Raw genomic sequence first — 6,984 nt, forward strand, 5'->3', positions numbered from 1 at the left:
CAGCTCGGGAGACGTCAGGAATGGCCGGAACTTTTGTTATCGCGCAGGGCGGCGGCCCAACCGCCGTCATCAACCAGACCGTTGTCGGAGCGACGCTGGAGATCCGCAAACGGCATCCCGGCGCCAAGGTGCTGGGCTCCATCCACGGCGTGCGGGGTATTCGTGACGGCAACTATGTCGATCTTTCCGCCATCCCGGAGGACCGGCTGCGGCTAATTGCCGGAACCCCAAGTGCAGCCCTTGGCTCGACCCGCGACAAGCCGGATGCCGCCTATTGCGAGGTCATCCTCAACGGGCTGAAGAAGGCCGGCGCCGATGCTTTCATCTATATCGGCGGCAACGACACGTCGGGCACGCAGCAGATCCTGACCGACGCCGCCGGCGGCACGATCGCCTTCGTCCACGCGCCGAAAACCATCGACAATGATCTTGAGGAAAACGACCACACGCCGGGCTTCATCTCGGCGGCCGAGTTCGTCGCCGGCGCCTTCCTGTCCGTCGACCTCGATTTCCGCGCTCTGCCCGGCATCTATGTCGGCATCGTCATGGGCCGGCACGCCGGCTTCCTCACGGCTGCCGCCGCGGCCTGGCAACTCGACCCCGACAGCGGCCCGCACCTCGTTTACGTGCCCGAGCGCCCATTCTCGGCGGCCGGCTTCATCGACGACGTGCGCGCCACGCTCGACCGCCACAAGCGCTGCATCGTCGCCGTGTCGGAAGGTGTCAGCACCGCCGATGGCAAGGCGCTGGTCGAAAGCCTGGTGCCACCGGAGAAGCTGGAGCGCGACGCGCATGGCAACGTCAAGCTGTCGGGCAGCGACCTGCCGGCGGCGCTCGAGCGCGCGCTGGCCGAAGGTCTGCCCGGCAAGCGGGCCCGCGTCGATGCGCTCGGCTATATGCCGCGCGGCTATATCGGCGCCATCAGCGCGGTCGACGCGCGGGAGGCGTTCGATGCCGGCGCCTTCGCCGTCACCGTCGCCGAACAGGGCGGCGGCTCGGTGGCGCTGCAATATGACGGCACGAAGACGGTGCTGAAGAAGGTGCCGCTGAAGAATGTCGCCGGCAAGACCCGCCATATGCCGGACGATTTCATGAAGCCCGATGTCAATCAGCTGTCCGATACCGGCATGGCCTATCTCAAGCGGCTGGTGCCGGAAAAATACAAGGTCGGGAAGCCGTTCGTCTGATGCCTGGCTCACACTGATGCCAGGGTCACACATGATGTCGGGCTGGTTCAGCAAGAGCATCGTCGACGACAAGACGACGATGCTGACCGAGCCGTTCGTGCATGAGTACCTGCGCGCCAATATCTGGCATCTGCGCGGCCTCGACGCCGACCTGCTGGTCGACACCGGCATGGGCATCTGTCCGCTGGCGCCGGAGATCGAGACGCCGCAGGGCAAGCCGTTGCTGGTCGTCGCCACCCATATCCATCTCGACCATGTCGGCTCGCTGCACGAATTTCCGCTGCGGGCGGGGCCAAGGATGAGTGCCGCGCAGTTCGAGAGCATGGATGAGGCCGCGACCTATGCCTACATGTTCCACGATCTCGATGGCGCCGTTTCGAAACTGCCGGCGCCGGGCTGGAAGGCGGGCGACTACAAGATCCCGCTGGCGCCGTTGACGCGGACGCTTGACGAGGGCGATGTGGTCGATCTCGGCGACCGGCAGTTTCGCGTGCTGCATCTGCCCGGGCATTCGCCGGATTCGATCGCGCTGTTCGACGAGGCCGACGGCCTGTTCTTCAGCGGCGATGCCATCTACGACGATACGCTGATCGACGACCTGCCGGATTCCGATCGGACAGCCTATCGCCGCACGATGCAACGCCTGCTCGACCTGCCGATCCGCATCGGCCATGGCGGTCACGGGCCAAGCTTCGACGGCAAGCGCATGCACGACATCGCCACGGCCTATCTTGGGCGAACCGGCGCGGTCTGATGCCGCCGTCAGGCTGGGAAGACCGCCCACCCTGTCGCTTGACGACATTGTGACCGGCCGCCGTCCGGAGATTAAATCTTCGTAAGGTCGCCTGAAAACCCTAAATCAGGCCAATCCACGCCCTAGGTTCGCATTTAGGTTGACTTATAGCCTGCGCTTTCGATGTAGTTGTTGCATTCATTTGGGGTGACGTCGTCGAGGGTGCGGGCGATAGCGTTGTGTACGGCCTGGATGCTTCGTTTGGCGGCACGTCGCATGCAGTGCTTGAGCTTGGCGAAGAGCTTCTCGATTGGATTGAGATCTGGACTGTAGGGCGGCAGGAAGAAGAGCCGCGCTCCGGCGGCCCTGACGATGTCGCGGACGGCTTGGCCCTTGTGAGACCCGAGATTGTCGAGAATGACAATGTCGCCCGGCTTCAGTGTCTTGATGAGTTCGGTTTCGACATAGACACGGAAGGCCTGCGCATTGATGGGTCCGTCAATGACCCAAGGCGCCTCTACCCGATCATGCCGCAGCGCGGCGATGAAGGTCATCGTCTTCCAATGACCATATGGCGCGTGAGCCATCAGCCGCTTGCCGCGCACACCCCAGCCACGCAACGGCGCCATGTTGGTCTTGACCCACGTTTCATCCAGGAAGACCAGGCGCGTTGGGTCAATGCGGGTCTGATAGCGCATCCATTGCGCCCGCCGACGCATCAGCTTCGGCTTGAGCTGCTCAGCCGGCAGAACGGTTTTTTTTGAAGCTCTTGCCCTCGCGATGCAAGAAGCGACCGACGCTGGCGGGGTGGATGATGAGACCCCGGTCAGCCAGTGCGGCCGTCAATTCATGAAGCGTTATGTTGGCATCCCGCTCGACCTCGCTCAGGACGAAAGCACGATGCTCCCCGTCAATCAGATAGGGTCGATGACCGCCCATCTTGCCGGGTGCCGCACTGCCCAGCCGACGCTTGCGCGCCGCCCACTTGATCACGCTCGAAACTGCCACCTTCAGCGCCGCAGCCACCTCTCGGCTCGTCTCGCCTTCTTCAAGGCGAGCCAGTGCCCGTTCCCGCAAATCCATCGAATAAGGCTTGGCCATCTGTCCCGACCTCCAACGGTCAGAACATCGAATCTGATTTGCTCAATCTTGGGAATCCTGATTCAGACAAAACGCAAACCGCTCTAGATGCAGGGCTGTCGATCCGGTCGGCTGCCATGCCAGGCGAGACGGGCAATCGCGACCCCTCGACACGCCGGATGGCCGGTTTTCCCAGAGCGGAAGCGGCCAGGGCGCCGGATCAACTCTCGCCCGGACAAACGACCATGTCAGATATCCTTCGCAGACATCGCGTCGCGGCCTTGCTGGGCGCTGCGCTGATCATATCCCCCTTTGTCATCTCTTTTGCCCAGAGCGCGAGCAACGCCGTTCCGACAACCCAGACACCTGTCGCCGGCATCACGGCCCCCAACGGCTCGTTCGCCCCGATCGTGGCGGCCGACAAGCCGGCAGTGGTGACGGTGACCACCATCATGAAGGCACAGCCAGCCAGCACCGATGACGGCATGCATCTCGGCAACTCGCCGTTCGACGACTATTTCCGCCAGTTCTTCGGCGACCAGGGCATGCCCGCTCCGCAGACCCCGCCGCAGCAGGCCCCGCGTGCCGAGGCGCTCGGTTCGGGCTTCATCGTCGCGGCCGACGGAACCATCGTCACCAACAATCACGTCGTCGATGGCGCCTCTTCGATCAAGGTGACGCTCGACGACGGCACCGAGCTTCCCGCCAAGCTCGTCGGCCGCGATGCCAAGAACGATCTCGCCGTGCTCAAGATAAAGGCCGACAAACCGTTGCCGACCGTCAAATGGGGCGATTCCGACAGGCTGATGACCGGCGACCAGGTGCTGGCGATCGGCAATCCGTTCGGTATCGGCACCACGGTCACCGCGGGCATTGTGTCAGCGCGCGGCCGCGATCTGCACAGCGGGCCGTTCGACGACTTCATCCAGATCGACGCGCCGATCAATCATGGCAATTCCGGCGGTCCGCTGGTCGATGTCAACGGCAATGTCGTCGGCATCAACACGGCGATCTATTCGCCCAATGGCGGCAGCGTCGGCGTCGGCTTCGCCATCCCGTCGGACCAGGCCCAGAAGGTGGTCGCCAAGCTGATGAAGGACGGCTCCATCCAGTACGGCTACCTCGGCGTCGAGATTCAGCCGGTGACGTCGGATGTGGCGAGCGCCATCGGGCTCGATCATCCTGGCGGCGCGCTGGTTTCGCGGGTCAATGACGGTTCGCCGGCCGCCAAGGCCGGCGTCGAGACCGGCGACGTCATCACCGGCTTTGCCGGGCAGGATGTGAAGGATCCCAAGGACCTGTCACGGGCCGTCGCCGATGTAGCGCCGGGCGCCAGGGAGAGACTGGATATCTGGCGCAAGGGCAAGGCCATGGATATTTCCGTCGATGTCGGCCGCAACGGCGACGACGTGAAGACCGCATCGGTGACCGACGGGTCCGGCGCGCCCAGCGCCGGGCAAGGCAATCGAGCCCCCGCGATCGGCCTCGGCCTGATGGACATCACCCTTGACGTCCGCCAGGAGATGAACCTGGCAGCCAATCAGCACGGCGCGCTGGTCGCCAGCGTCAACCCGGACAAGCCGGCCTCTGCTTCGGGCATCCAACCCGGCGACATCATCGTTGCCGTCAATCAGGCGCCGGTGAAAACCGCTAGGCAGGTGACGCAGGCGATCGCCCAAGCCGGCAAGTCCGGCCGCAAGTCGGTGCTTCTGCTGGTCGAGCGCGATGGCGGCCAGATCTATGTCGCGGTGCCCTTTGCCAATGGCTGAGACATGGCGTTGACGTGAATACTGGGTCGGCAGGGCTTGTTGGTGACCAGCTTTGCCGGCCCCTGTCCATCAAGATTTCGGTTGCCCGCCACGGCATCTTCGAGAACATTGCACAAGGCCGATAGTGGCCTGACGCAAGGGGATTGCCGCGATGGTCACCCGAGGTTTCTCTTCAGGACGGCGCCCGCCGACCGACGGCGATGCGCGCATCCCGCCCGGCCAGTATCTCGAGCAGGGATTTCCGGTCCTGTCGGCCGGCCCGACGCCGCGGGTGCGCACCGAGGAGTGGTCGTTCACGCTGAAGCACGGGCCGCGGCCGATCAAGACATGGAACTGGGCCGAGTTCAACGCGCTGCCGCTGACCAAGATGACACGCGACATCCATTGCGTGACCGCGTGGACCAAGTTCGACACGCCATGGCAAGGCGTGCTGATCGACGACATTCTTGCCGATGCCGGCATCGAGCCGCCGACCGCCTTCACGCTGGCGCATTCGTTCGACGGTTACACCACCAATGTGCCGGCCAAGGACCTCACTGCGGGCAAGGCGATGGTGGCGCTGCTCTACGAAGGCAAGCCGATCACAGCGGACCATGGTGGCCCGGCCCGGCTGCTGGTGCCGCATCTCTATTTCTGGAAATCGGCCAAATGGCTGAACGGCCTGCAGTTCACGACGCGCGACGAACCCGGTTTCTGGGAATTGCGCGGCTATCACATCTATGGCGACCCCTGGCGCGAGCAGCGCTACACGAACGATCCATGAGCGACGCACAAGCGCTGCAATCGCCCTGGCAGACGGCCGGGATCGTCCGCATCGAAAAGCGCACGCCGCGTGTCACCAGCTTCTTTTTCCAGCCGTCGCGGCCGTTCATCTATCGCGCCGGGCAGCACGTCGATGTCAGGCTGACGGCGCCTGACGGCTATCAGGCGCGCCGCTCCTATTCCATCGCCTCCGCGCCCGAAGCCGGGGAGGTGATCGAACTGGCGATCGAAAAACTTGATGATGGCGAGGTCTCGCCCTTTTTCCACGACGTCGCCGCGGTTGGCGACGAGGTCGAACTGCGCGGGTCGCTCGGCGGCCATTTCATCTGGCCCGATGACGATGATAGCGGGTCGTTTTTGCTGGTCGGCGGCGGTTCGGGTGTCGTGCCCTTGATGTCCATGGTCCGTCATCGCGCCGCGTGCAACTCGAGCGTGCCCGTTGCTTTGGTCTTTTCAGCGCGGGTCTGGGACGAGGTGATCTTTCGCGACGAGTTGATCGCCCTGGACGACCGCAAGGACGGCTTCGATCTCGTGCTGACGCTGACGCGCGAAGCCGCACGCCGCCCGGCCGACTATTCGCGGCGGGTGGACGTCGCGATGATGGTGCAAGCCATGGCGCGGCTGCCCGAAGCGCCAGACATCGCCTTCGTCTGCGGCTCCAACGCCTTCGTTTCGGCCGCCGCCCAGGCGCTGATCGATGCCGGCGTCAGGGCGGAGATCATTCGCACCGAACGCTATGGAGTTTGAGCGCCCTTCGCAGCCCGGCGGCTCAAGCATTGAAATCCGATCCGCAAGGTAATACCTTGTCTAAAGATGGTATTACTAAGGAGCCAAGATGGCCACCACCGTTACGGCAAAGGGACAAGTGACCATCCCGAAGCCGGTTCGCGATCTCCTGGGGATCGTGCCGGGAAGCAAGGTCGATTTCCGACGCGCCGCCGATGGCAGTGTGGTGCTGGCTCGTGTTGACAAAAAGCAGCCTGTGAGCCGCTTTGCCAAGTTGCGCGGCCATGCCGGCGAGGGGCTCACGACCGACGCGATCATGGCGCTGACGCGTGGCGAAGCGTGACGCTAGTCGACACCAACGTTCTGCTCGACCTTGTCACGGACGATCCGAACTGGGCGGACTGGTCGGTTGCACAGCTTGAGGCAGCGAGCCTCAACGGGCCATTGCTGATCAATGATGCGGTCTACGCCGAACTCGCTGTTCGCTATATCAGCATCGAGGACCTTGAGGCGTTTCTCGATGCGGCCGGTCTTGAAATGGCGCCGATGCCAAGAGCCGCCCTTTTCCTTGCTGGAAAGGTATTTACGCAATACCGCCGATCGGGAGGGTCCAGGACCGGCGTATTGCCCGATTTCTTCATTGGCGCCCATGCCGCAGTCGGTCGGCTTCCACTCCTGACCCGTGATGCCGGTCGATACCGGACCTATTTCCCGTCTTTGAACCTGA

General features: G+C 63.7%; 8 protein-coding genes. 7 read left to right on the forward strand and 1 reads right to left on the reverse strand.

What is annotated here, in order from left to right; translation table 11 throughout:
- Nucleotides 1-20 precede the first annotated feature (20 nt).
- Both ACFSQT_RS01135 and ACFSQT_RS01140 read left to right on the forward strand, forming a co-directional pair.
- Nucleotides 21-1,187 carry a diphosphate--fructose-6-phosphate 1-phosphotransferase gene (locus ACFSQT_RS01135; RefSeq protein ID WP_379016642.1) on the forward strand — a complete coding sequence of 389 codons (1,167 nt, stop codon included), beginning with the start codon at nucleotides 21-23 and terminating at the stop codon, nucleotides 1,185-1,187.
- 34 nt (nucleotides 1,188-1,221) lie between these two features.
- Entirely contained in the window at nucleotides 1,222-1,941 is a 720-nt protein-coding gene (locus ACFSQT_RS01140; protein WP_379016654.1) for an MBL fold metallo-hydrolase, read from the forward strand.
- Between the two features lie 134 nt (nucleotides 1,942-2,075).
- On the opposite strand, the gene ACFSQT_RS01145 is transcribed toward ACFSQT_RS01140, so the two are convergent.
- Nucleotides 2,076-3,021, reverse strand: a protein-coding gene (locus ACFSQT_RS01145) for an IS630 family transposase (protein ID WP_379016644.1) whose coding sequence is annotated in 2 segments (ribosomal slippage) — nucleotides 2,076-2,681 and nucleotides 2,683-3,021 — 945 coding nt in all. Because the reading frame shifts where the segments join, the coding sequence is not laid out codon by codon here.
- A 224-nt stretch (nucleotides 3,022-3,245) separates the two neighbouring features.
- Between ACFSQT_RS01145 and ACFSQT_RS01150 the strand changes: the two genes are divergently transcribed.
- The 5 genes from ACFSQT_RS01150 to ACFSQT_RS01170 form a co-directional block, all read left to right on the forward strand.
- Nucleotides 3,246-4,769: a DegQ family serine endoprotease gene (locus ACFSQT_RS01150; RefSeq protein WP_379016646.1), complete on the forward strand. Its 1,524-nt coding sequence runs from the start codon at nucleotides 3,246-3,248 to the stop codon at nucleotides 4,767-4,769.
- A 151-nt stretch (nucleotides 4,770-4,920) separates the two neighbouring features.
- Entirely contained in the window at nucleotides 4,921-5,532 is a 612-nt protein-coding gene (locus ACFSQT_RS01155; protein WP_379016647.1) for a sulfite oxidase-like oxidoreductase, read from the forward strand.
- The gene (locus tag ACFSQT_RS01160) at nucleotides 5,529-6,278 is read left to right on the forward strand and encodes a ferredoxin reductase (protein WP_379016648.1); all 750 of its coding nucleotides are present in this window, start codon (nucleotides 5,529-5,531) and stop codon (nucleotides 6,276-6,278) included. The genes ACFSQT_RS01155 and ACFSQT_RS01160 overlap by 4 nt, the downstream gene beginning before the upstream one ends.
- Before the next feature lie 88 nt (nucleotides 6,279-6,366).
- Entirely contained in the window at nucleotides 6,367-6,600 is a 234-nt protein-coding gene (locus tag ACFSQT_RS01165) for an AbrB/MazE/SpoVT family DNA-binding domain-containing protein (RefSeq protein WP_379016649.1), read from the forward strand.
- The coding region (locus ACFSQT_RS01170) for a type II toxin-antitoxin system VapC family toxin (RefSeq protein WP_379016650.1) at nucleotides 6,597-6,984 on the forward strand (388 nt) is incomplete at its 3' end. The genes ACFSQT_RS01165 and ACFSQT_RS01170, both read left to right, overlap by 4 nt.

The organism is Mesorhizobium calcicola (genome assembly GCF_042682105.1).
GTDB lineage: Bacteria > Pseudomonadota > Alphaproteobacteria > Rhizobiales > Rhizobiaceae > Mesorhizobium > Mesorhizobium calcicola.